The sequence below is a fragment of the Klebsiella electrica genome, assembly GCF_006711645.1.
In the GTDB taxonomy this organism is placed as follows: Bacteria; Pseudomonadota; Gammaproteobacteria; order Enterobacterales; family Enterobacteriaceae; genus Klebsiella; species Klebsiella electrica.
Window position 1 is genome coordinate 3,328,155 of record NZ_CP041247.1, and the last position, 21,972, is coordinate 3,350,126.

Genomic DNA, 21,972 nt, shown 5'->3' on the forward strand with positions numbered 1-21,972 from the left:
CCATTGCGTTTGTGCCGGGTAAGGCGTCAGCCGCCACCCGGCACTTTCAGCAGAGGCAGTTTACATTAAAAATGTACGCAGACCGGTTGGTCAACGCGCATCACCGACTCCTGGGCAAAGCGCGATTTATAGAGGTGACGTAACGCCTCAATCCCCTCTTCACTGTCGCCGTCTTTACCATGAATCAGCATCAGCGCTTTACTCTGCTCGCGGGCCACGTTGCCATCATTGCCCAACCACTGGCCCCGGGCGTCAAACACCGTTAACCCCTCACGAAAGCGCGGCGTGACGTCGCGGTCAACAAACTGCTGCCACTCCTGGGCGGTGATATCTTTGCCCGCCGGGCGGCTCAAACCGAAATAGAGCGTGGTCTGCACCATCGCATTCTCTGCCGGGCATACCGCCGCGGTGGGAACCGGCGCACTCTTCTTCGCCGGCGCCACGCAACCGCCAAGCAACCCGGCCATCACCAGCACCAGCGCACCCTGTCTGAACGTCATTTTGCTATCCTCATTGTTTTTTGTGCCCCCGATATCAGCGTATTTTCATGGAATTAGCAAGAGGGGGAGCAGCGCCGCCGGGCGTTTGACCGGCTATCAGCAACGAAAAAGCCCGCTGAAACGCGGGCTGGATTGACCTGTCCTGAGTTTACTCGGCGATAGCCGGCGTCGGCGGAGCCGAATGGTAATGGGCGTCCGCTTCGGCAAAGCGTTGCTGCATCGAGGCCGACGGAGCTTTGCTCAGCAGGCTGAAGACCACGATACCGAGGCTGCCGAAGATAAAGCCAGGGATGATTTCATACAGCTCCTGCCAACCGAACTGTTTCCAGAAAATCACCGTCAGCGCGCCGATCACCATCCCAGCCAGCGCCCCGTTACGCGTCATACGCGACCACATTACCGAGAACAAAACGACCGGACCAAACGCCGCACCGAAACCGGCCCAGGCGTAGCTCACCAGACCCAGCACGCGGTTGTTCGGGTTGGCCGCCAGCGCAATGGCGACCAGCGCCACCACCAGGACCATCACCCGTCCGATCCACACCAGCTCTTTTTGCCCGGCGTTTTTACGCAGAAACGCTTTATACAAGTCTTCGGTAATCGCGCTGGAGCACACCAGCAGCTGGCAGCTCAGGGTGGACATCACCGCCGCCAGAATCGCCGACAGCAGGATACCGGCAATCCAAGGGTTAAACAGGATTTGCGCCAGTTCGATAAACACGCGCTCGGAGTTCTGATTTACCGCCCCGGCCAACGCCGGGTTATTATTGAACCATGCAATACCGAAGAAACCGACCGCCACCGCGCCCGCCAGGCAGAGAATCATCCACGTCATGCTGATACGGCGAGCGTGAACAATACTGTGGTGCGAGTCCGCGGCCATAAAACGTGCCAGAATATGCGGCTGGCCAAAGTAGCCAAGGCCCCAGCCCATCAGCGAAATAATCGCCACGAAATTCAGCCCCTTGAGCATATCGACGTTTTCAATGCTCTTCTGCTTGATCACTTCCAGCGATTCGCCAAAGCCGCCAACGGAAATAATGACCATCACCGGCGTCAGAATCAGCGCGAAAATCATCAGGCTGGCCTGCACGGTATCGGTCCAGCTGACGGCGAGGAATCCGCCGACGAAGGTATAAATAATCGTCGCCGCCGCACCGGCCCACAGCGCCGTTTCATAGCTCATGCCAAAGGTGCTTTCAAACAGACGAGCGCCGGCAACAATCCCGGAGGCGCAATAAATGGTGAAGAACAGCAAAATAACCAGCGCCGAAATAATACGCAGCACGCGGCTTTTATCTTCAAAGCGGCCGGTAAAATAATCCGGCAAGGTCAGCGCGTTATTATTCACCTCGGTATGAACGCGCAGGCGGCCGGCGACCAGTTTCCAGTTAATCCATGCGCCGAGCGTCAGGCCGATGGCAATCCAGCTCTCGGAAATACCGGAGAGAAATATCGCACCGGGTAATCCCATCAGCAGCCAGCCGCTCATATCAGAGGCCCCCGCGGAGAGCGCCGTCACAAATGGCCCGAGGCTGCGGCCGCCGAGAATATAATCATCAAAGTTCTTTGTCGATCGCCAGGCAATAAAACCGATCAATATCATGCCAAATATATAAATAGTAAAAGTCACCAACATGGGGGTGCTAATAGCCATGTAAAATCTCCAGATTATTTTGTCAACAACATCCTGCTTTGTCATTTTATTCCACTACCGGAACGGGGTAATGGCGCAATGGTTGTATTGGGCGACCGTATCCTGACGGATGCGTCGGCATTTCACAAACGATTTAACACAGCATTTACACTAATTCTTGTCCGTACCAAACTTCATTTCGTTACAGGTTGCACTCTCTCACATTTTTATTGGTTGCACCTTGTAAAACTGTTAACTGACGCATAAAAAACCGCGGCGGAGAAAGGTTAATTTTCCGTTATATCCATCACCGCAATTAACAATTTACGCCTTTCTCAGCTTGCTACACAGGTCACGATTAACAAGGTTGCACAAAGTTGCAACATAGTGGATATTTCCGCGTAACCGAAAAAAAGAACAACAATTGATAACAGGAGTGATAAGCATGGGCACCACCACCATGGGTGTTAAGCTTGACGACGCGACGCGTGAACGCATTAAGTTCGCCGCGAGCCGTATTGACCGCTCGCCGCACTGGCTGATTAAACAGGCCATTTTCAACTATCTGGAAAAGCTGGAAAACGACCAGACGCTGCCCGAGCTGCCGACTCTGCTTACCGGCACCGCCAATGAAAGCGATGACGCCAGCAGCCAGGTCGATGAGCCGTGGCAGCCATTCCTCGAATTTGCCGAGCAGATCCTGCCGCAGTCCGTCACCCGGGTCTCGATTACTGCCGCTTACCGCCGGGCGGAGACCGACGCCGTCCCTATGCTGCTGGAGCAGGCGCGTCTGCCGCAGCCGCTGGCAGAACAGGCGCACAGGCTGGCTTATCAGCTAGCGGAAAAACTGCGTAATCAAAAAACCGCCAGCGGTCGCGCCGGCATGGTGCAGAGCCTGCTGCAAGAGTTTTCCCTCTCCTCGCAGGAAGGGGTGGCGCTGATGTGTCTGGCGGAGGCGCTGCTGCGTATTCCGGACAAAGCCACCCGCGATGCCCTCATCCGCGACAAAATCAGCAACGGTAACTGGCAATCGCATATCGGCCGCAGCCCGTCGCTGTTCGTTAACGCCGCCACCTGGGGCCTGCTGTTTACCGGCAAACTGGTCTCTACCCATAACGAAACCAGCCTGTCGCGCTCGCTGAACCGGATTATCGGCAAAAGCGGCGAACCGCTGATTCGCAAAGGCGTCGACATGGCGATGCGTTTAATGGGCGAGCAGTTCGTGACCGGCGAAACCATTGCCGAAGCGCTGGCCAACGCCCGCAAGCTGGAAGAGAAAGGGTTCCGTTACTCCTACGATATGCTGGGCGAAGCCGCCCTCACCGCCGCCGATGCTCAGGCCTATATGGTCTCCTACCAGCAGGCGATCCACGCGATTGGCAAAGCCTCTAACGGCCGCGGTATTTATGAAGGGCCGGGGATTTCGATCAAGCTCTCCGCGCTGCACCCGCGCTATAGCCGCGCGCAATACGATCGGGTGATGGATGAACTGTATCCGCGCCTGAAATCATTGACTCTGCTGGCACGGCAGTACGACATCGGGATTAACATCGATGCCGAAGAAGCCGATCGTCTGGAGATCTCCCTCGATCTGCTGGAAAAGCTGTGTTTTGAACCAGAGCTGGCCGGCTGGAACGGGATCGGCTTCGTCATTCAGGCCTATCAGAAACGCTGCCCGTTCGTCATTGATTCCCTGATCGATCTTGCCACCCGCAGCCGCCGTCGCCTGATGATCCGCCTGGTAAAAGGCGCCTACTGGGACAGCGAAATCAAACGCGCGCAGATGGACGGCCTCGAAGGCTACCCGGTTTACACCCGCAAAGTGTATACCGACGTCTCCTACCTCGCCTGCGCGAAAAAGCTGCTGGCGGTGCCGAGCCTGATCTACCCGCAGTTCGCCACCCACAACGCCCACACCCTGGCCGCCATTTATCAGCTGGCCGGGCAGAACTACTATCCCGGCCAGTATGAGTTCCAGTGCCTGCACGGCATGGGCGAACCGCTCTACGAGCAGGTGGTCGGCAAGGTTGCCGACGGTAAACTGAATCGTCCGTGCCGGATTTATGCGCCGGTCGGGACTCACGAAACGCTGCTGGCATACCTGGTGCGTCGCCTGCTGGAAAACGGCGCCAACACCTCCTTTGTTAATCGTATCGCGGATAGTACGCTGCCGCTGGATGAGCTGGTGGCCGACCCGGTCAGCGCCGTGGAAAAACTGGCTCAGCAGGAGGGTCAGGCCGGTCTGCCGCATCCGAAGATCCCGCTGCCACGCGATCTGTACGGCAAAGGCCGCAGCAACTCCGCGGGCCTGGATTTGGCCAACGAACACCGTCTGGCCTCCCTCTCCTCCGCTTTGCTGAACAGCGCGTTGCACAAATGGCAGGCGCTGCCGACGCTGGAGCATCCGGTGATTGCCGGCGAACTGCAGGTGGTGATTAACCCGGCCGCGCCGAAAGATATCGTCGGCCACGTGCGTGAAGCCCGCCCGGAAGAGATTGAGCTGGCGCTGACCAGCGCGGTCAATAACGCCCCTATCTGGTTTGCCACCCCGCCGCAGGAACGTGCGGCGATCCTTGAACGCGCGGCGGTACTAATGGAAGGCCAGATGCAGATGCTGATCGGCATTCTGGTCCGCGAAGCCGGTAAAACCTTCAGCAACGCCATCGCCGAAGTCCGCGAAGCCGTCGATTTCCTCCACTACTACGCCGGTCAGGTGCGCGACGATTTCGATAATGAAACCCACCGTCCGCTGGGCCCAGTGGTCTGTATTAGCCCGTGGAACTTCCCGCTGGCGATTTTCACCGGTCAGATTGCCGCCGCGCTGGCCGCCGGTAACAGCGTACTGGCGAAACCCGCCGAACAGACGCCGCTGATTGCCGCCCAGGGCGTGGCGATTCTGCTGGAAGCCGGGGTCCCGCCGGGGGTGATTCAGTTGCTGCCGGGCCGCGGGGAAACCGTCGGCGCCGCGCTGACCACCGACGATCGCGTTCGCGGCGTGATGTTTACCGGCTCCACCGAAGTCGCCACCCTGCTGCAACGCAATATCGCCAGCCGCCTGGATGCACAGGGGCGTCCGACGCCGCTTATCGCCGAAACCGGCGGGATGAACGCGATGATCGTCGACTCCTCCGCCCTCACCGAGCAAGTGGTGGTCGATGTGCTGGCTTCCGCGTTCGATAGCGCCGGGCAGCGCTGTTCCGCCCTGCGTATTCTCTGCCTGCAGGAAGAGATAGCAGACCATACGCTGACCATGCTGCGCGGTGCGATGGGCGAATGCCGGATGGGCAACCCTGGCCGCCTGACGACCGACATCGGTCCGGTCATCGATGCCGAAGCGAAAGAGAATATTGAACGCCATATTCAGAGCCTGCGCGCCAAAGGACGCACGGTGTTCCAGGCGGTACGGGAAAACAGCGAGGATGCGCGTGAGTGGCACAGCGGGACCTTCATTCCGCCGACCCTGATCGAGCTGGAGAGTTTTGATGAGCTGAAAAAAGAGGTCTTTGGCCCGGTTCTGCACGTGGTTCGCTACAACCGTAACGCTCTGGATCAACTGGTCGAACAGATTAACGCCTCCGGCTACGGTCTGACTCTCGGCGTCCATACCCGCATCGATGAGACCATCGCGCAGGTCACCGGCAGCGCGAAGGTCGGCAACCTGTACGTTAACCGCAATATGGTTGGCGCCGTGGTCGGCGTGCAGCCGTTTGGCGGCGAGGGTCTGTCGGGGACCGGACCGAAAGCCGGCGGCCCGCTGTATCTGTATCGCCTGCTCTCCAGCCGTCCGCAAAATGCCGTCGGGACCACCCTTGCCCGCCAGGATGCGCAACGCCCGCTGGATGCGCAGCTGAAAACCCTGCTGGAAAAACCGCTGAACGCGCTGCAGCAGTGGGCCGCCGGTCGCCCTGAACTGCAGGCGCTGTGCCAGCAGTATCGTGACCTGGCGCAAGCCGGTACCCAGCGTCTGCTGCCGGGGCCGACCGGCGAGCGCAATACCCTGACCTTTATCCCTCGCGACCGCGTGCTGTGCGTGGCGGATAACGAGCAGGATGCGCTGATTCAGCTGGCGGCAGTCACCGCGGTCGGCTGTGAAATCCTGTGGCCGGAGAGCGCTCTGCATCGCGAACTGGCGAAGAAACTGCCGCGCGAGGTCAGCGAACGTCTCCACTTTGCCAAACCGGAGATGTTGAGCGCTCAGGCGTTCGATGCGGTTATCTATCACGGCGACTCCGACCAGTTGCGCGAACTGTGCGAGCAGGTGGCGGCACGCGATGGCGCGATTATCTCGGTTCAGGGTTTCGCCCGCGGTGAGAGCAACCTGCTGCTGGAACGTCTGTACATTGAACGCTCGCTGAGCGTCAATACTGCGGCGGCAGGCGGCAACGCCAGCCTGATGACCATCGGCTAACGCTGTTCCCCGGAGGCGGTACTACGCACCTGTCCGGGCTACCTGTCTTCAGCCGTCTGCCGTTCTGTAGCCGGGTAAGGCGCCCCGCCCCGCGCCCGGGAAAATCCATTGTAGCCCGGGTAAGGCGCTCTGCGCCGACCCCGGGAAAACCCACCGTCGCCCGGGCAAGGCGCCCCGCGCCGCACCCGGGAAAAACCACCAGGAAAATCCGCCGGGAAAAGCAGACGGCACCTACGGCAGCTAATGACACCGGACGCCGGCTGTGGTTAATTAAAGCTCCCCGACGGAAGCTTTTTTATGGGAGTGGTCCAATGAAACGAACGTTACTTGCCCTTGTCGCCCTGCTGGCAAGCGGGCATGCCCTGGCGGACGAATGCGCCAGCGCCGGTAATCAGGCTGAGCTGAATCAGTGTACGGCAGCACAATATCAGGCGGCCGATAGCAAGCTGAATCAGACCTATCAGGAAGCGCTGAAGCGCGCCTCGGGTAAACAGCAGGCACTGTTGAAAAAAGCGCAGCTGGCGTGGATAGCGCTGCGCGACGCCGACTGCGCCTTCATCGCTTCCGGCGCCGAGGGCGGCAGCGTCCAGCCGATGCTCATCAATCAGTGTATGGCAGACAAAACCGTTGAGCGCGAATCGTTCCTTGCTTCGCTGCTGCAGTGTGAAGAAGGTGACCAGAGCTGTCCGCTTCCCCCCGCCAGTTAACGCACCCGGATACCTTCAATGATCAGCCGCTGGACATTCTCCACGGTTTGTTGAAAAAACGCCTCGTCGCGCAGCGTTGCGCCGGTGACCGCCTCAATCTGGGTGGCAAAATCGGCGTAATGTTGCGTGGTGGCCCAGATCATAAAGATCAGATGCTGAGGGTCGACCGGCGCCAGCTTCCCGCTATCGACCCAGCCAGAAACAATCGCCGATTTCTCATCAACCAGCGCTTTCAGATCGCCGGTCAGCTCGCCCATCAGCAGCGGCGCCCCCTGCAGCATCTCCAGACAAAACAGCCTCGATGCCTGCGGATAATCGCGCGACACCTCCAGCTTGAGACGAATATATTCGCGGATAGCCACCAGCGGGCTGATATCTTCGCGAAAGGCCCGCAGCGGCGCCAGCCAGATGGTGAGAATCTGCTGCAATACGGCGACATACAGCGCCTCTTTCGACGGGTAGTAATAGAGTAAATTCGTTTTCGATACCCCGGACAGCTCAGCCACCTGCTCCAGCCGCGTACCGTGGATACCAAATTGCGAAAATGCGTCCAGCGCAGCGGCCAGGATAGCCTCTTTCTTTGCGTTCACCGCCTGCGAACGCTTCCCGGTTTTTTTTACAGCGCCCTCTGCCATCGTTATCTCCTTCTTTCAACGCCATCAGCATAGCAAAAGCCCAACCTCGACACGACCTTATGCACCCCAATTGCGCATGACTGCCGTTTTTTCGTGCACTCATTTTGACCATTCAGTCCACTTTTTCCGCCTTCATTTTTGGCAACCAACGCGCAACACATTAATAACATTACGGTTTGCAAAACTGGCATCACCTTTGCTTTATCTTGCTGGCGAGGTGACCCAGGAGATGCAGGATGCAGCGCCGCGCGCCTTCTTCTTCAACGATTGCAGAGAGGTTCATATGAAAATTGGTGTCTTCATTCCGATTGGTAATAACGGCTGGTTGATATCCACCCATGCTCCGCAGTACATGCCGACGTTCGAACTGAATAAAGCGATCGTCCAGAAAGCGGAGCACTACCATTTTGACTTCGCCCTGTCGATGATCAAACTGCGCGGCTTCGGCGGCAAAACCGAGTTCTGGGATCATAACCTCGAATCCTTCACCTTGATGGCCGGTCTGGCGGCGGTGACCTCGCGGATCCAGATCTACGCCACCGCCGCGACGCTCACGCTGCCGCCGGCCATTGTCGCCCGCATGGCCTCCACCATCGACTCTATCTCCGGCGGCCGCTTCGGCGTCAATCTGGTGACCGGCTGGCAAAAACCGGAATATGAGCAGATGGGTATCTGGCCCGGCGACGATTACTTCGCCCGCCGCTACGACTATCTCACCGAATATGTGCAGGTGCTGCGCGATCTGTGGGGGACCGGGCGCAGCGACTTTAAAGGCGACTACTTCACCATGAACGACTGCCGCGTCAGCCCGCAGCCGTCGCAGCCGATGAAAGTTATCTGCGCCGGACAGAGCGATGCGGGGATGGCCTTCTCCGCGCAGTATGCCGACTACAACTTCTGCTTCGGCAAAGGGGTCAATACGCCGACCGCCTTTGCCCCGACCGCTGCGCGCATGATGCAGGCGGCGGAAAAGACCGGCCGCGACGTTGGATCCTATGTGCTGTTTATGGTCATCGCCGATGAAACCGACGAAGCGGCCCGCGCCAGATGGGAGCACTACAAGGCGGGCGCCGATGACGAAGCGCTGGCCTGGCTCACCGAACAAAGCCAAAAAGACACCCGCTCCGGCAGCGATACCAACGTGCGGCAGATGGCCGATCCGACCTCGGCGGTCAATATCAATATGGGCACGCTGGTGGGCTCCTACGCCAGCGTCGCCCGTATGCTCGACGACGTCGCCTCCGTACCCGGCACCGACGGCGTCCTGCTCACGTTTGATGATTTTCTTTCCGGCATCGACGCCTTTGGCGAACGCATTCAGCCGCTGATGCGCTGCCGCGACCATATTGCCACCGTTACCCGCGAGGTTGCCTGATGATTACGCTTTCCGCCCGACCGGAATCCCTGACCTTTCCGGCGCAAAACAGCGCGCTGATCGTCGTCGATATGCAAAACGCCTATGCCAGCCAGGGAGGGTATCTCGACCTCGCCGGATTTGACGTCTCCGCCACCCGACCGGTTATCGACAACATTAACACCGCCGTCGCCGCGGCCCGCACCGCCGGCATGCTGATCGTCTGGTTCCAGAACGGCTGGGACGAGGAGTATATGGAAGCCGGCGGCCCAGGTTCGCCGAACTACCACAAATCCAATGCCCTGAAGACCATGCGCCGCCGTCCTGAGCTACAGGGCAAACTGCTGGCTAAAGGCGGCTGGGATTATCAGCTGGTCGATGAGCTGCAGCCCCAGCCCGGCGATATGGTGCTGCCGAAACCGCGCTACAGCGGCTTTTTCAACACGCAACTGGACAGCATTTTGCGCAGCCGCGGCATCCGTCATCTGATCTTTACCGGCATCGCCACCAACGTTTGCGTGGAATCGACCCTGCGCGACGGCTTCTTCCTCGAATACTTCGGCGTCGTGCTGGAAGACGCCACCCACCAGGCGGGCCCGGCCTTCGCCCAGCAGGCCGCGCTGTTCAATATTGAGACTTTCTTTGGCTGGGTCAGCGATGTCGCCAGCTTCTGCGATGCGCTGTCCCCGGCCGCGCCGCTCACTTTCCCGGAGGAGAAACGTTATGCCTAAACAGGTCATTATTCCGCCCGGCACCACCACGCCGATCGCCCCTTTTGTCCCCGGAACGCTGGCCGATGGCGTGGTGTATGTCTCCGGCACGCTGCCGTTTGATAAGCAAAATAACGTGGTGCACATCGGCGACCCAAAGGCGCAAACCCGCCACGTTCTCGACACGATCAAAACGGTGATCGAAACGGCGGGTGGCCGCATGGAGGATGTGACGTTCAACAGCATCTTTATCACCGACTGGAAAAACTACGCCGCGATTAACGAAGTCTATGCCGAGTTTTTTCCTGGCGATAAACCGGCGCGCTTCTGCATCCAGTGCGGACTGGTCAAGCCGGAGGCGTTGGTCGAGATTGCGACCGTCGCCCATATCGGAAAAGCAGCATTATGAAACTGAATATCTCTCCGGCGCCCTTTGAGGGCGCACCGACGGTCGTGCTGAGCGCCGGCCTCGGCGGCGCGGGCAGCTACTGGCTGCCGCAGCGCGCGGCGCTGGAGCAACGGTATCAACTGGTGAGCTATGATCACAACGGCACCGGCGAAAACGCCGGACCGCTGCCGGCTGACTACAGCATGGCAACCATGGCGCAGGAACTGAAGCAGGCGCTGCAGGCGGCGGGAGTCTCCCGCTTTGCCCTGGTGGGGCACGCCCTTGGCGCGCTGATTGCCCTGCAGCTGGCGCTGGACTTTCCTGACGCGGTCAGCGGCCTGGTGCTGGTCAACGGCTGGCTGACCCTGTCTCCCCACACCCGCCGCTGTTTTCAGGTACGCGAGCGTCTGCTGCACGCGGGCGGCGCCCAGGCGTGGGTTGAGGCGCAGCCTTTGTTCCTCTACCCCGCGGAGTGGATGGCCGCACGGATGCCGCGGCTGGAAGCGGAAGATGCGCTTGCGCTCAGCCATTTCCAGGGCAAGGAGAATCTGCTCAAGCGGCTGCAGGCGTTGAAGCAGGCCGACTTTTCTCACCGGGCGTCCGCCGTGGCGTGCCCGACCCTGGTCATCAGCGCCCATGACGATCTGCTGGTTCCCGCCTCCTGCTCGCGCACGCTACACGCGGCGATACCGGGTAGCCAGCGCTTCGAGATGGCCTGGGGCGGCCACGCCTGCAACGTGACCGATGCCGACACCTTCAACCCTATTTTATGCAACGGGCTGGCCGCCATGCTGGCCTGATATCAGGAGAATCTATGAGCGAAAGCATTAGCCAAAGCGCGCGCGACAGTCTGTTTACTCACGCCCGTACCCACAACGGCTGGCTGGATAAACCGGTCAGCGATAGCCTGCTGCACGAAATATACGATCTGATGAAAATGGGCCCGACCTCCGCCAACTGCTCCCCGGCGCGAGTCGTTTTTGTCCGCACGCCGGAAGGCAAGGAGAAGCTGCGCCCGACGCTCTCCAGCGGCAACCTCGAAAAAACCCTGCGTGCGCCGGTGACCGCCATCGTGGCCTGGGATCGCGCCTTCTACGATCGTTTGCCGACGCTGTTTCCCCACGGCGATGCCCGCAGCTGGTTCACCTCCAGTCCGCAGCTGGCGGAAGAGACCGCGTTTCGCAACAGTTCCTTGCAGGCGGCGTACCTGATTTTCGCCTGCCGCGCGCTTGGGCTGGATACCGGCCCGATGTCGGGATTTGATCGCGACAAGGTCGATGCGGCGTTCTTTGCCGACAGCGGCTGGAAGAGCAACCTGTTGATCAATATCGGTTACGGCGACGAGACCCGGCTGTATGGCCGCCTGCCGCGCCTGCCCTTTGATGATGCCTGCCAGCTGGCGTAAGGAGCCACTATGTCCGTAGCGGATAAACAGAGTTTTCGTGACGCCATGGCCCAGGTCGGCGCGGCGGTCAATATTATTACCACCGATGGCCCGGCGGGTCGCGCCGGATTTACCGCCAGCGCGGTCTGCAGCGTAACCGATACGCCCCCCACGCTGCTGGTCTGTCTCAACCGTTCCGCCTCGGTATGGCCGACTTTCAACCAGCATCAGGCGCTGTGCGTCAACACTCTGGCGGCAGGCCAGGAGTCGCTCTCCAACGTTTTTGGCGGTAAAACGCCGATGGCGGAACGTTTCGCCGCCGCCGAATGGCAAACCGGCCTTACTGGCTGCCCGCGCCTGGTGGATGCGCTGGTGAGTTTCGATTGTCGTATCAACCAGATAGTCAGCGTCGGCACCCACGACATTTTGTTCTGCGAAGTGGCCGCCATCGTCAGACATCCAGAGCCGCGCGGGCTGATGTGGTTCGACCGCGGTTACCACACGCTTATGCGTCCAGCCTGTTAACCTCAAACCCGGGATATCATCATGGCACTTTTCGATTTTCCTCGCTGGCAGTTGACCTCCCCTTCCGCCGCGTCCGGCGTGGTGGCCCCTGATGAACGGCTCTCCATAGGGCAAACGATGGTCATGGGCGTTCAGCACGCGGTCGCCATGTTTGGCGCCACCGTACTGATGCCGATTCTGATGGGGCTGGATCCTAACCTGGCGATTTTGCTGTCCGGGATCGGTACGCTGCTGTTTTTCGTGGTGACCGGCGGCCGGGTACCCAGCTATCTGGGTTCCAGCGCCGCCTTTATCGGCGTAGTGATTGCCGTCACCGGCTTTAATGGCCAGGGGCTCAACCCGCACCTTAGCGTCGCTCTCGGCGGCATTATCGCCTGCGGTCTGGTGTATACCCTGATTGGCGTGGTGGTGATGAAAATCGGCACCCGCTGGATTGAACGACTGATGCCGCCGGTGGTGACCGGCGCGGTGGTGATGGCCATTGGCCTCAATCTCGCGCCCATCGCCGTACACAGCGTCTCCGCCTCCGCCTTCGATGGCTGGATGGCGGTGCTGACCGTACTCTGTATCGGACTGGTGGCGGTCTTTACCCGCGGGATGATCCAGCGACTGCTGATTCTCGTCGGCCTGATCGTCGCCTGTGGGCTGTATGCGCTGCTGGCGAATGTTTTCGGACTGGGGAAAGCGCTCGATTTTACCTTACTGCACCAGGCGGCGTGGTTCGGGCTGCCGCACTTTACCGCCCCGACCTTTGACGGTCAGGCGATGATGTTGATAGCTCCGGTGGCGGTGATTCTGGTGGCGGAAAACCTCGGTCATCTGAAGGCGGTCGCCGGCATGACCGGACGCAATATGGACCCTTATATGGGACGGGCGTTCGTTGGCGACGGGCTGGCGACGATGCTCTCCGGCGCGGTTGGCGGCAGCGGCGTAACGACCTATGCGGAAAATATCGGCGTGATGGCGGTGACCAAGGTCTACTCCACCCTGGTGTTCGTTGCCGCCGCGGCGATGGCGATTCTGCTCGGTTTTTCGCCGAAGTTTGGCGCGTTGATCCACACCATTCCCGGGCCGGTTATCGGCGGCGCGTCGATCGTGGTCTTTGGCTTGATTGCGGTCGCCGGTGCCCGTATCTGGGTCCAGAATCGGGTTGACCTGAGTCAGAACAGCAATCTGATCATGGTGGCGGTCACGCTGGTACTCGGGGCCGGAGATTTTGCTCTGTCGCTGGGCGGTTTTACCCTTGGCGGGATCGGTACGGCTACCTTCGGCGCCATTTTACTTCACGCGCTGCTTAACCGCCGCGCGCGTGAAGCGCAACAGCCCGACGTCACTCCCGTTTAAACCTCAGCGGGCAATAAAAACCGCCGGCGGATGCCGGCGGCGAGGAGGATGTGGCTGGCGCCAGGAAGCGTAAAGCCACATTGAAGACAGTCAGCCGCATGGATCAGCTATGACGATTGCCGTGACTGTTTTTTCCCCCTTTTTTACCTGCTTCCGAGGCGCGCTCGGGATCGTTTTTGAAGTTGCCCCCGCTATGCTGGCCACCCTTACGACCTGCTTCTGATGCTCTTTCACGATCCTCAGCAAAGTTGCCGGAACCGCCACGATGGTTTGCCATCACTGACCTCCACTTGGTTAGACATCATCTTGCGCTGCGTACAATACGAGGCCGCAACCCGGCGGCATCTGGCATGACCATTTTTCGTATTGCGTACTGTTAAGCGTAGTGAATGAAACTCATTTACCAGGTAAATAGTAACATTCTGTAATATTTTGACGCCGACGACAGATTTAGCGTCGCCCGCGCCGCGCTAAGCGGCTCTTATGCCTGATGAAAAGCGGGCAGATAAAGATGTTTCTTTTTGCGACAAACGCATTCTTTGCAATTTTGTTATAAATCAAATAAATGATTGTTAGATTTGCACTCTTAGCCAGAAGCCTTATCTTTAAAGATAACCAGTCGCTTGACTGGTCTTTAACGCAACCGAGGAGTGATGCAAATGGCTAAAATTCTGGTGCTTTATTATTCAATGTATGGACACATCGAAACCATGGCTCATGCCGTCGCCGAAGGGGCGAACAAAGTCGACGGCGTTGAGGTGGTCGTGAAGCGCGTGCCGGAAACTATGCAAGCTGAGGCGTTTGCCAAAGCAGGCGGGAAAACGCAGAATGCGCCCGTCGCCACGCCGCAGGAACTGGCAGAGTATGATGCTATCATCTTTGGTACCCCCACCCGTTTCGGCAATATGTCCGGACAAATGCGCACCTTCCTCGATCAGACCGGCGGTCTGTGGGCATCGGGCGCACTGTACGGCAAACTGGCCAGCGTCTTTAGCTCTACCGGTACCGGCGGTGGACAAGAGCAGACCATTACCTCTACCTGGACAACGCTTGCCCATCACGGGATGGTGATTGTGCCTATCGGCTACGGCGCCCAGGAGCTTTTTGATGTGTCAACGGTGCGCGGCGGCACGCCGTATGGCGCAACCACTATCGCCGGCGGAGACGGTTCCCGTCAGCCAAGTCAGGAAGAGCTGGCGATCGCCCGCTATCAGGGTGAACATGTCGCAGGACTGGCAGTTAAACTACACGGCTAACCTTCAGCAGGAGGATTTGCATGCCAACTCAAGAAGCGAAAGCCCACCATGTGGGCGAATGGGCAAGTTTACGAAATACCTCTTTAGAGATCGCCGAAGCGATTTTTGAATTAGCCAATTACGATGAAAAGCTAGCAGAAAAAATTTGGGAAGAAGGCAGCGATGAAGTGCTGTCTTTGGCCTTCGCGAAAACGGATAAAGACGCCCTTTTCTGGGGCGAACAGACCATCGAGCGCAAAAACGTGTAACCCGGTGTGCCCGGCGCATGGCCGGGCCCGTAAAATCATCCCCGGACCGGCCAGCTATGGCCGGTCCGTTTTTTCTATTTCGCCGCGTCGTTCATCACCTGCTTAAACGTCGCCATCGGACAGAAGCCGTTGGCATCCACCGGACAGCCGTTCAGCGCCAGGGTCACCCGCTGCGGCGGGGATTGCAGGGTTAAGGTTTCGGCATTGCGCAGCTGCTCCGTGCTTTGATACACATACTCGATTTTCATCAGATCGCGGTTGGCGCCGCTATCATGCCAGCGCTGGAAAACGATTTTTCCGCCGATCGGGGTGCGCTCATACTGGTCATGCAGCTGATAAGGCTTGAAGTTCAGCGCCGTCAACAGCGAGGCAATATTCGAATCGTGCCCGACCAGCAGCGTCACTTTCGCCGCCTGAGCGGGATCGCTGACCAGCGCTTTTTCGATATATTGCACCAGCGGTTTAGCCACGTTGCGCGCCACCTCCGCCGAGGTGAACAGGCTATCCTGATAGCCGTTTTTCAGCTTCGACAGCACCTGCCACTGTTTGTCGGTTTTTATCTCGCCCCACGCCACCTGATCCAGCGGATAGCCTTCGTAATACTGCAACGTAAAGGCATCAACCAGCGAATTGCCCACCTTTAACGGCCCGGAAACGCCCGGTTCCTGCTGATATTTTGCGCTGAAGGTGTCTTTGCCATCGCTCAGAGAACACGGCTGCTTCTCTTTGCAGGAGGGAGAATTCTGATAGTCCGTCATCGCTTCAAGCAGCTTGTAGCTGTCGGCCAGCTGCATGGTCTGCCGCTCTTTTTCCATCGCCTGTACGGCTTTTTCGCTGAAGGCGGCGGAATCGTCGGTAATCACCGGATTAAACGTCGGGTCCATGGTGCCCATTTGCGGCTGGTGATGCACCGTGACGCCGCAGCCGGGGAAGGCGCCGGTAATAAAGAACTGCGCGGTCGCCACCGTACGTTGCAGACTGTTGGCATAGGCGTAAACCGTATTTTCCGGCGGACACTCACCGCGGGTGACCAGCCCCTGCTGAGCCAGCCATTCACGCATATAGTGCCCCATGTAGACCTCAAGCACGCCGCCCTTGGTCGTCAGCTGACCGCCGGGCACATCCCACTCCGGCCATGATTTCGGCGTCGACTGTTCCAGCACGCTGCCGTTGTTGGCCAGCGGCGCGCGCAGGTTGTGGCGACTCATGATCAACACCTGCTGTAGCTGATAGCCCTGCGGTGCCGTCTGTTCCTCTGCCTGGGCTGCCGTCGATAACAATATGGCGCCGGCCACGACGCTGGCGAGTAGACTCTTTTGCATCCCTTAATCCTCAGTCAGTGATTATCATCGCTTACATTGTGACAAATTGATGACATTTTTCCGCACGACGGCTCGCAAACTCGCGCAACGGGAGAAACTTTTCTCCGTCCAGGGAAATAGTTTTATAATAAAACAACTGAAGCCACAGGAGCTCTCGTGAAACGTACCCGTCTGGAAAACAGCAACTGCCCTATTGCCCGCTCACTTGACGTCATTGGCGACTGGTGGTCGCTACTCATTGTCCGCGATGCCCTGGGGGGCACCCGGCGCTTCAGCGAATTTCAAAAGCACCTCGGCATTGCTAAAAACATGCTCGCCGGGCGGCTAAAAATGCTGGTGGAAGAAGGTATTCTGACGATGCAGCCCGCTTCGGACGGCAGCGCGTGGCAGGAGTATGTGCTTACCGAAAAGGGACGCGGCCTGCAAACTGTGCTGGTGGCTCTGGCGCAATGGGCTGACGAATATCTGTTGACGCCCGACGAACCCGCCACCGTGTTAATTGATAATCTCACGCGCCAGCCGCTGCGCAAACTGGTGCTGCAGGCCGCCGATGGCCGGACGCTCCAGCCCGACGACATTACCGCCCGACTTCCAGTAATAGATTGATTTTAATTATTATTAACTTTTAATCATTTCTCATAATAAAATAATCCTCGTCAATTGGTTGCATTATTAAATTATTTAACTCATGCTAAACTTGGTTTAATAATGAAACCTTATTACTTGAGGTAACGCCATGACGACCCCTTCTCATACCGCTTTAATTACCGGCGCATCATCCGGTATCGGCGCCCTCTATGCCAAACGTCTCGCCGCTCGCGGCTATCACCTGATTCTGGTCGCGCGCCGCGAAGAACGTTTGCAGGCCCTCGCCAAAGAGTTGCAAAGCCAGTATGGCATCCGGTCCGACGTGCTAAAGGCAGACCTGAGCGAAGAGAGCGGTATCCGCGCCGTTGAAGCGCGTCTGCAGGCAGATCCGACGATCGCGCTGGTGATTAACAACGCCGGCACGGCGAAAATGGGAGGATTGCTGACCACGGATGTGCGCGAGCATCAAATGATTCATACCCTGAATACCACCGCTCTGCTGCGCCTGAGCTATGCCGCACTGGCCGCCTTCAGCCCTCGCGGTCAGGGGACGCTTATCAATATCGCCTCAATCCTTGCGCTGCATGCGCTACCGGGCAGCGCCGTCTACAGCGCCAGCAAGGCGTGGGTGCTGAGCTTTACCCGTGCGCTTCAGGAGGAGTTTGCCGACAGCGGTTTGCGTATTCAGGCGGTACTCCCGGCGGCAACCGCGACGGACCTGTGGCCGACCTCCGGCGTCGCACTTGACGCGCTGCCCGCTGGCTCGGTGATGACCACGGAAGATCTGGTAGACGCGGCGCTCAGCGGGCTTGATCAGGGCGAAAATATCACCCTGCCGCCGGTCCACGATCTGGCGCTCTGGAGTCATTTCGACCAGGCGCGACTCGCGCTGTTTGGCAGCGCGCGCAACGGCCAGCCGGCGCCGCGCTATCGCCGGAGTTAACGTTTGAGCTGGTGGCCGTGCTTGGTCATCCACGCCCCCTTCGGCGACTGGGGCGAAGCGGAGTGGGATCGATTGATGAATCTCAACCTCAAAGGCCCGTTCTTCCTGCTGCAGGCGCTGCTGCCGCGTGGTATCCGGGTGAATGGCCTGAGTCCGGGTCCCGTGCACACACCGGCGCTGGATAAGCTGGGCCTCAGCGCCCAGGCCCTGAGCGACCTGCAGGAGGAGATCAAAAACCTGGTGCCGCCAGGACGGATGGGCACGCCGCAGGAGCTGGCCAACGCCGCCCTGTATCTGGCATCGGATGAGTCCAGCTACGTACCCGGCAGCGAACTGCGGGTGGATGGCGGTACGGGAAATCTCTGACCCGACGGCGGCGGGCGTTACTCCGGTAGCGGTACCGCCGCCAGCGTGCAGATGGCCTCATGTTCGCCGCCGCGGCGATCGACCATCACCACTTTGTCTCCCGCTTTTTTACCTTCACAAGGTTTTAGCACCTGATCGACGATGCGTTCGCGGGTTTGTTGGCGATCGGGCTCCGCCGCGACGGCAAATGAAGCCAGGATAAGAGTCAGCCCAACCAGGCCGACGATATGTTGATTACGCATGCATTACTCTCAGACAATTCTTACTCAAATGCAGGGTATCAGCCTGCGGATCCCACGTCTGTAAAATCACTTAACGGAGTGTTACCCGCCCGACAAAACGGCGCTGCTGCGCCGGTCAGTATGATTTTATCATTCTGATTTTTTTTCGATTTTAACAAAAAAGCGAGTCATATTTCGGACACATCCTGATGCTATCTTACACGTAACTTAATAGAGTTCATGGTTTTCAACTCAAGCCCAGGATCGCTTATGTCTGGTATTATTCTCATTGTTGTCGCGGTCATTTTGCTGGGAGTGGCGATTTACAGTCTGGTGTCATACGTCAAAGAACGCCGCGCCAGCCAGCTCCCGACCCATAAGAAGAAAAAATAGCCCCTCTCGATACGCCACGTTGCGCCGCCACATTGTGTCACGACGCATCACAAAAGAATAAAAGCAGGCATTATGCCTGCTTTTATTCTTTTCTTCCTGCCCGGCCTGAACGGTGACGACTCCCCGACCAGCTCCGCTTTGTAAGCATCGCACTGCGGCGAAAACAACGGGTCAGCCACGCCAGATACATCAGCGCCTCACCCGGGCAACAAAACCAATAAAACCGCAGGCGACGCCGATCCGTAGCCCCGGTAAGCACCGCGCAACCGGGGGATTCTCCGCTGCGAACTACAGCTCCAGCTCGCGCTGTAATAACCCGGCGATGGCCTCGCTGCTGTCGGCGGTGACCAGCGCGTGACGAAACGTCTCATGCATAATGCGCCGCGCCAGACGAGAGAATATACGCATATGCTGATCTCCGGCGGCATGCTTATTGAGGGTCAGCATAATCACAAATTGCGCTTCGTCATCTCCCCACGCCACCGGCCGGGCCAGACGAGCCACGCTGATGGTGGACTGCTCAATATGCTCCGACTTGCTGTGCGGAATGGCAAAGCTGAAGCCCAGCCCGGTCGAAAATACCGCTTCACGCGCCCAGAGGTCGGCCTCCAGCTTACGCGGGTAGCGGCAACGCCCCGCCAGCAGCAGATTATCGGTCATGCCTTTCAGCACCTCTTCTTTGCTGCGCCAGTCGCTGTTTAAGGTAATGCACTGCGTGGTAATCAGCGGCGCATCCTGCTGGGTCATGCGGAACTGGGCTAATACGTGTTCCACCTCCAGCGAGGTGCGACACTGCATGGCCTGGTTCAAAAGCTGACGGCAGGCCCGACTGTCCAGCCGCGCCAGACGCGCTTTCGTCGCCGGGATCGCCGGCGCGCTCATGCTCAGTTCATCCAGCCCAAGCCCCACCAGCAGCGGCAGCACCGAGCCTTTCGCCCCCAGTTCACCGCACAGGCCGATCCATTTCCCCTGGCGATGTACCGCCTGCACGGCGTAGTCCAGCGCGCGCAAAAAAGCCGGATTGAGGCTGTTGTAGTGGCGCTTGACCTTGCTGTTATCGCGATCCACCGCCAGCAGATACTGCGTCAGGTCGTTGCTGCCGATACTGAAAAAATCGATCTCTTCGCAACACTGGTCGATGATAAACATCACCGACGGCACTTCCAGCATGATACCCAACGGGATTTTCTCATCGAACGGAATATGTTCATCGCGCAGGGATTGCCTGGCTTCGGCCAGTCTTTCTTTCACCCACAAAACCTCCTCCATCGAGGAGATCATCGGAATCATAATTTTCAGCGGACCGTGCGCCGAGGCACGCAGAATGGCCCTGAGCTGCGTGCGAAACAGCGTCTGGTACTCTTCGTAAATTCGCACCGCGCGATAGCCGAGGAAGGGGTTGTTTTCCGCCGGGATATTAAGATAGGCCACCGGCTTATCGCCCCCGATATCCATCGTGCGAATAATCATGCTGCGACCGTTCGCCGGTTCCAGCGCCTGGCAAAAAATATTATAAAGTTCATCTTCAGACGGCGCGCCGGGCCGGTCCATATACAGCATTTCGGTACGAAACAGGCCCACCGCCTGCGCGCCGTTGCCAAACGCTGCGGCGGCTTCAACGGAGTGGGCAATATTGGCCGCCACCTCCAGACGCAGCCCATCTTTTGTCACTCCGTCTTTATCAAGCCACGCCTGCTGCTGATGACGTAACTGCGCCGCAGCCCAGGCCTCCTGCTGGTAGTAACGCGTCACCGCTTCATCCGGGTTCACCGCCACCAGCCCGGCATTGCCGTCGATGTATACCGGTTGCCCCACCCACGGCTGCAGCGCCGCCATCTCCACGCCAACCAGAGTCGGAATATTAAAAGAACGCGCCAGAATCACGGTATGCGAGGTGGTCCCGCCGCTGCTCAGCAGCAGGCCTTTCAGCCGCGTTTTATCCAGTTCCAGAAACTGGCTGGGCGTTAATTCATCGGCAAGACAAATCGCCGGGACGGTCAGCTTACCCGGGGCCGGGAAACGGGATTCGCCGTAGATATGCTGCAGGAGCTGGAAGCAGACATCGCGTACGTCCAGCACTCGCTCCTGTAAATAGCGGTTGCCGGAGCCACTGAACTGAGCGCAGAAGTGCTCGCCGCTGGCGACAATCGCCTGCGCGCAGCTCTGGCCGGTCAGCAGCCCGCCAAGCAGATGCTGGCGTAAAGAAGCATCCGTCGCCAGCGAACGATGCGCCTCCAGAATGGCGCCGGCGGTTCCGTCGTTATCCAGCAGCCGCAGCTCGATATTTTTGACCAGCAGCAGCAATCCTTGATCCAGCTGCGCCTGCTCGTGCTCAATACTCCCGGCAGCAGGCAACGGGCCCGGGTCGCGCAGATCGAAGGATTTCAGATGGATAAGCATGCCCCCTGCGCTCCCGGCACACACCGGCAGTCCGTGGAACAGGAGGGGATTCAGCCGCGACAGCGATTCCGGAACCGGCTGAACCTCCATGCTTTCCGCCGTCGGCAACGGCGTATCGCAGTGCGGAAATTGATCGTCAATAAATGCCGACAGCGCAGCAAACGCCCGCTGCTCATCCTCACCGCTGATCATTAACTGGCACTCATCGCCCTGTATGGTGTTGGTTGCAATAATGGCCAGCGCGCTTTTCGCATTGCCGCGCAGGTCGCTGCGCGTATTCCACCAGTCAATAGCAGACACAAAGGTATTGCATAGCGTTTCCACCACACTGGCCGGACGAGCGTGGACGCCATTTGGCAAATCGCAACGAAATTTAATGACATGGGCCATTGGCTTTCTCCTGAGCAAGACATCATGGCCTCAACGGTAAAGAAAGCACGCGGCCGGGACTACGCGAGAAAAGAGTGAATTACTGGAAAATTGTACACAGAGATCTTTTTTCTGTTCCGCATCACAAATCTCTCTTTTTGTCATGATCTGACCCTATATCACTTAAGATTTGAGATGGATCGCAATTTCGCGCGCATCTTACAAATATCCAGTAAATGCACTTTTTCTCTACTGTTTTCTCCCCCGCCATTTTC

At 58.6% G+C, this 21,972-nt stretch carries 21 protein-coding genes and 1 pseudogene; 15 read left to right on the forward strand and 7 right to left on the reverse strand.

Features of this window, described 5'->3' with window-relative positions:
- Positions 1 to 65: 65 nt before the first annotated feature.
- Both Electrica_RS16000 and putP read right to left on the reverse strand, forming a co-directional pair.
- Positions 66 to 500, reverse strand: coding sequence for a DUF3574 domain-containing protein (locus Electrica_RS16000; RefSeq protein ID WP_100685718.1), 435 nt, complete (start codon positions 498 to 500; stop codon positions 66 to 68).
- A 148-nt stretch (positions 501 to 648) separates the two neighbouring features.
- Positions 649 to 2,157 (reverse strand): sodium/proline symporter PutP, encoded by a 1,509-nt coding sequence (gene putP / locus Electrica_RS16010; RefSeq protein ID WP_100685719.1) that lies wholly within the window; start codon positions 2,155 to 2,157, stop codon positions 649 to 651.
- A gap of 424 nt (positions 2,158 to 2,581) precedes the next feature.
- On the opposite strand from putP, the gene putA reads away from it, so the two are divergent.
- On the forward strand, positions 2,582 to 6,544 hold the full coding sequence (putA, locus tag Electrica_RS16015; RefSeq protein ID WP_141964945.1) for a trifunctional transcriptional regulator/proline dehydrogenase/L-glutamate gamma-semialdehyde dehydrogenase: 3,963 nt from the start codon (positions 2,582 to 2,584) through the stop codon (positions 6,542 to 6,544).
- A gap of 311 nt (positions 6,545 to 6,855) precedes the next feature.
- Positions 6,856 to 7,251 carry a lysozyme inhibitor LprI family protein gene (locus Electrica_RS16020; RefSeq protein ID WP_141964946.1) on the forward strand — a complete coding sequence of 132 codons (396 nt, stop codon included), beginning with the start codon at positions 6,856 to 6,858 and terminating at the stop codon, positions 7,249 to 7,251.
- Here Electrica_RS16020 and rutR read toward each other — a convergent pair.
- The gene (gene rutR, locus Electrica_RS16025) at positions 7,248 to 7,886 is read right to left on the reverse strand and encodes an HTH-type transcriptional regulator RutR (protein ID WP_131048428.1); all 639 of its coding nucleotides are present in this window, start codon (positions 7,884 to 7,886) and stop codon (positions 7,248 to 7,250) included. The genes Electrica_RS16020 and rutR overlap by 4 nt on opposite strands.
- A gap of 283 nt (positions 7,887 to 8,169) precedes the next feature.
- On the opposite strand from rutR, the gene rutA reads away from it, so the two are divergent.
- From rutA to rutG, 7 genes are read left to right on the forward strand one after another with little or no spacing between them, the layout of a single operon-like run.
- Entirely contained in the window at positions 8,170 to 9,261 is a 1,092-nt protein-coding gene (gene rutA, locus Electrica_RS16030) for a pyrimidine utilization protein A (protein ID WP_131048443.1), read from the forward strand.
- A complete protein-coding gene (rutB, locus tag Electrica_RS16035) occupies positions 9,261 to 9,971 on the forward strand; it encodes a pyrimidine utilization protein B (protein WP_141964947.1) in 711 nt (236 codons plus the stop codon). The genes rutA and rutB overlap by 1 nt, the downstream gene beginning before the upstream one ends.
- Positions 9,964 to 10,359 carry a pyrimidine utilization protein C gene (gene rutC, locus Electrica_RS16040; protein WP_131048427.1) on the forward strand — a complete coding sequence of 132 codons (396 nt, stop codon included), beginning with the start codon at positions 9,964 to 9,966 and terminating at the stop codon, positions 10,357 to 10,359. Before rutB ends, rutC begins: the two co-directional genes overlap by 8 nt.
- Positions 10,353 to 11,138, forward strand: a complete 786-nt coding sequence (rutD, locus tag Electrica_RS16045; protein WP_142255918.1) for a pyrimidine utilization protein D — start codon at positions 10,353 to 10,355, stop codon at positions 11,136 to 11,138. Before rutC ends, rutD begins: the two co-directional genes overlap by 7 nt.
- Positions 11,139 to 11,152: 14 nt before the next feature.
- A complete protein-coding gene (locus Electrica_RS16050; RefSeq protein WP_141964948.1) occupies positions 11,153 to 11,743 on the forward strand; it encodes a malonic semialdehyde reductase in 591 nt (196 codons plus the stop codon).
- Between the two features lie 9 nt (positions 11,744 to 11,752).
- Positions 11,753 to 12,247: an NADH-dependent FMN reductase RutF gene (rutF, locus tag Electrica_RS16055; RefSeq protein ID WP_131048425.1), complete on the forward strand. Its 495-nt coding sequence runs from the start codon at positions 11,753 to 11,755 to the stop codon at positions 12,245 to 12,247.
- A 21-nt stretch (positions 12,248 to 12,268) separates the two neighbouring features.
- Entirely contained in the window at positions 12,269 to 13,591 is a 1,323-nt protein-coding gene (rutG, locus tag Electrica_RS16060; RefSeq protein ID WP_131048424.1) for a pyrimidine utilization transport protein G, read from the forward strand.
- Positions 13,592 to 13,694: 103 nt separating this feature from the next.
- On the opposite strand, the gene Electrica_RS16065 is transcribed toward rutG, so the two are convergent.
- Complete coding sequence (locus Electrica_RS16065; RefSeq protein WP_100685729.1) at positions 13,695 to 13,868, reverse strand: con-10 family general stress protein; 174 nt, start codon at positions 13,866 to 13,868, stop codon at positions 13,695 to 13,697.
- Positions 13,869 to 14,250: 382 nt separating this feature from the next.
- Between Electrica_RS16065 and wrbA the strand changes: the two genes are divergently transcribed.
- Both wrbA and Electrica_RS16075 read left to right on the forward strand, forming a co-directional pair.
- Positions 14,251 to 14,847, forward strand: a complete 597-nt coding sequence (gene wrbA / locus Electrica_RS16070) for an NAD(P)H:quinone oxidoreductase (protein WP_100685730.1) — start codon at positions 14,251 to 14,253, stop codon at positions 14,845 to 14,847.
- 20 nt (positions 14,848 to 14,867) lie between these two features.
- Complete coding sequence (locus Electrica_RS16075; protein WP_131048423.1) at positions 14,868 to 15,095, forward strand: YccJ family protein; 228 nt, start codon at positions 14,868 to 14,870, stop codon at positions 15,093 to 15,095.
- A 74-nt stretch (positions 15,096 to 15,169) separates the two neighbouring features.
- Here Electrica_RS16075 and agp read toward each other — a convergent pair whose 3' ends face one another.
- Positions 15,170 to 16,417 (reverse strand): bifunctional glucose-1-phosphatase/inositol phosphatase, encoded by a 1,248-nt coding sequence (agp, locus tag Electrica_RS16080; RefSeq protein ID WP_141964949.1) that lies wholly within the window; start codon positions 16,415 to 16,417, stop codon positions 15,170 to 15,172.
- A 156-nt stretch (positions 16,418 to 16,573) separates the two neighbouring features.
- On the opposite strand from agp, the gene Electrica_RS16085 reads away from it, so the two are divergent.
- From Electrica_RS16085 to Electrica_RS16095, 3 genes and pseudogenes are all read left to right on the forward strand, one after another.
- Positions 16,574 to 17,023 (forward strand): winged helix-turn-helix transcriptional regulator, encoded by a 450-nt coding sequence (locus tag Electrica_RS16085; RefSeq protein WP_131048421.1) that lies wholly within the window; start codon positions 16,574 to 16,576, stop codon positions 17,021 to 17,023.
- Between the two features lie 130 nt (positions 17,024 to 17,153).
- The gene (locus tag Electrica_RS16090; RefSeq protein ID WP_141964950.1) at positions 17,154 to 17,948 is read left to right on the forward strand and encodes an SDR family NAD(P)-dependent oxidoreductase; all 795 of its coding nucleotides are present in this window, start codon (positions 17,154 to 17,156) and stop codon (positions 17,946 to 17,948) included.
- A gap of 24 nt (positions 17,949 to 17,972) precedes the next feature.
- Positions 17,973 to 18,314 (forward strand): annotated as a pseudogene (locus Electrica_RS16095) (SDR family oxidoreductase); the annotation flags it as partial.
- Between the two features lie 17 nt (positions 18,315 to 18,331).
- On the opposite strand, the gene Electrica_RS16100 reads toward Electrica_RS16095, so the two are convergent.
- Positions 18,332 to 18,556 (reverse strand): hypothetical protein, encoded by a 225-nt coding sequence (locus tag Electrica_RS16100; RefSeq protein WP_100685735.1) that lies wholly within the window; start codon positions 18,554 to 18,556, stop codon positions 18,332 to 18,334.
- 249 nt (positions 18,557 to 18,805) lie between these two features.
- Between Electrica_RS16100 and Electrica_RS16105 the strand changes: the two genes are divergently transcribed.
- The gene (locus Electrica_RS16105; protein WP_004860391.1) at positions 18,806 to 18,928 is read left to right on the forward strand and encodes a small membrane protein; all 123 of its coding nucleotides are present in this window, start codon (positions 18,806 to 18,808) and stop codon (positions 18,926 to 18,928) included.
- 288 nt (positions 18,929 to 19,216) lie between these two features.
- Here Electrica_RS16105 and ptsP read toward each other — a convergent pair whose 3' ends face one another.
- Positions 19,217 to 21,718, reverse strand: a complete 2,502-nt coding sequence (ptsP, locus tag Electrica_RS16110) for a phosphoenolpyruvate--protein phosphotransferase (RefSeq protein WP_141964951.1) — start codon at positions 21,716 to 21,718, stop codon at positions 19,217 to 19,219.
- Between the last annotated feature and the right edge of the window lie 254 nt (positions 21,719 to 21,972).

Coding starts and splice junctions, on each gene's coding strand:
- Electrica_RS16000 (WP_100685718.1), bottom strand. CDS start 500: ATGACGTTCAGACAGGGTGCGCTGGTGCTGGTGATGGCCGGGTTGCTT.
- putP (WP_100685719.1), bottom strand. CDS start 2,157: ATGGCTATTAGCACCCCCATGTTGGTGACTTTTACTATTTATATATTT.
- putA (WP_141964945.1), top strand. CDS start 2,582: ATGGGCACCACCACCATGGGTGTTAAGCTTGACGACGCGACGCGTGAA.
- Electrica_RS16020 (WP_141964946.1), top strand. CDS start 6,856: ATGAAACGAACGTTACTTGCCCTTGTCGCCCTGCTGGCAAGCGGGCAT.
- rutR (WP_131048428.1), bottom strand. CDS start 7,886: ATGGCAGAGGGCGCTGTAAAAAAAACCGGGAAGCGTTCGCAGGCGGTG.
- rutA (WP_131048443.1), top strand. CDS start 8,170: ATGAAAATTGGTGTCTTCATTCCGATTGGTAATAACGGCTGGTTGATA.
- rutB (WP_141964947.1), top strand. CDS start 9,261: ATGATTACGCTTTCCGCCCGACCGGAATCCCTGACCTTTCCGGCGCAA.
- rutC (WP_131048427.1), top strand. CDS start 9,964: ATGCCTAAACAGGTCATTATTCCGCCCGGCACCACCACGCCGATCGCC.
- Electrica_RS16050 (WP_141964948.1), top strand. CDS start 11,153: ATGAGCGAAAGCATTAGCCAAAGCGCGCGCGACAGTCTGTTTACTCAC.
- rutF (WP_131048425.1), top strand. CDS start 11,753: ATGTCCGTAGCGGATAAACAGAGTTTTCGTGACGCCATGGCCCAGGTC.
- rutG (WP_131048424.1), top strand. CDS start 12,269: ATGGCACTTTTCGATTTTCCTCGCTGGCAGTTGACCTCCCCTTCCGCC.
- Electrica_RS16065 (WP_100685729.1), bottom strand. CDS start 13,868: ATGGCAAACCATCGTGGCGGTTCCGGCAACTTTGCTGAGGATCGTGAA.
- wrbA (WP_100685730.1), top strand. CDS start 14,251: ATGGCTAAAATTCTGGTGCTTTATTATTCAATGTATGGACACATCGAA.
- Electrica_RS16075 (WP_131048423.1), top strand. CDS start 14,868: ATGCCAACTCAAGAAGCGAAAGCCCACCATGTGGGCGAATGGGCAAGT.
- agp (WP_141964949.1), bottom strand. CDS start 16,417: ATGCAAAAGAGTCTACTCGCCAGCGTCGTGGCCGGCGCCATATTGTTA.
- Electrica_RS16090 (WP_141964950.1), top strand. CDS start 17,154: ATGACGACCCCTTCTCATACCGCTTTAATTACCGGCGCATCATCCGGT.
- Electrica_RS16100 (WP_100685735.1), bottom strand. CDS start 18,556: ATGCGTAATCAACATATCGTCGGCCTGGTTGGGCTGACTCTTATCCTG.
- Electrica_RS16105 (WP_004860391.1), top strand. CDS start 18,806: ATGTCTGGTATTATTCTCATTGTTGTCGCGGTCATTTTGCTGGGAGTG.
- ptsP (WP_141964951.1), bottom strand. CDS start 21,718: ATGGCCCATGTCATTAAATTTCGTTGCGATTTGCCAAATGGCGTCCAC.